The organism is Vibrio sp. 378, from assembly GCF_033339435.1.
Map to the genome: position 1 here is coordinate 1 of NZ_JAWOUO010000662.1, position 651 is coordinate 651.

General features: G+C 46.2%; 1 protein-coding gene and 1 pseudogene. Both read left to right on the forward strand.

The features are described from left to right. A pseudogene (gidA, locus tag R7Q48_RS28125) lies at window positions 1-414 on the forward strand (tRNA uridine-5-carboxymethylaminomethyl(34) synthesis enzyme MnmG); the annotation flags it as partial. Further along, window positions 414-651 (forward strand): 16S rRNA (guanine(527)-N(7))-methyltransferase RsmG (locus R7Q48_RS28130; RefSeq protein WP_318133603.1); only part of this gene is annotated, 238 nt, incomplete at its 3' end. The pseudogene gidA and the gene R7Q48_RS28130, both read left to right, overlap by 1 nt.

The following is a 651-nucleotide window of genomic DNA, read 5'->3' on the forward strand; positions in this document are numbered from 1 at the left end:
CTGAACAAACTGATGAAAACGGCGATGGAGCGTGAAGCAAGTGGTGAGGATCTTTTGCGTCGTCCAGAGATCTCATACTCACAATTGACTCAACTTGATGCCTTTGCTCATGCTCTTGAAGATCAACAAGCGGCAGAACAAGTAGAAATTCAGGTGAAATACGACGGTTACATCAAGCGTCAGCAGGAAGAGATCGAAAAATCACTTCGCCACGAACACACAAAACTGCCTGCGGATTTGGATTACAAAGACGTAAAAGGTTTGTCGAACGAAGTGGTTGCGAAACTGAGCGAAGCCAAACCGGAAAGTATTGGCATTGCTTCGCGTATTTCCGGCATTACGCCTGCAGCGATTTCAATTCTTCTTGTGCATCTGAAGAAGCACGGCTTGCTGAAAAAAGGCGAGGAAGAGTAATGAGTGCACTACGAACCAAGCTTGATTCACTGATTGCACAGACCGATTTAGACGTTTCAGAAAAACAACGAGAGCAGTTAGTCGGTTACGTTGAGCTGCTCGATAAGTGGAACAAAGCGTACAACCTAACTTCGGTTCGCGATCCTTTAGAGATGTTAGTGAAACATATCCTTGATAGCATCGTGGTCGGCACGCATCTGCAAGGTGAACGTTTTATCGATGTGGGCACTGGCCCAG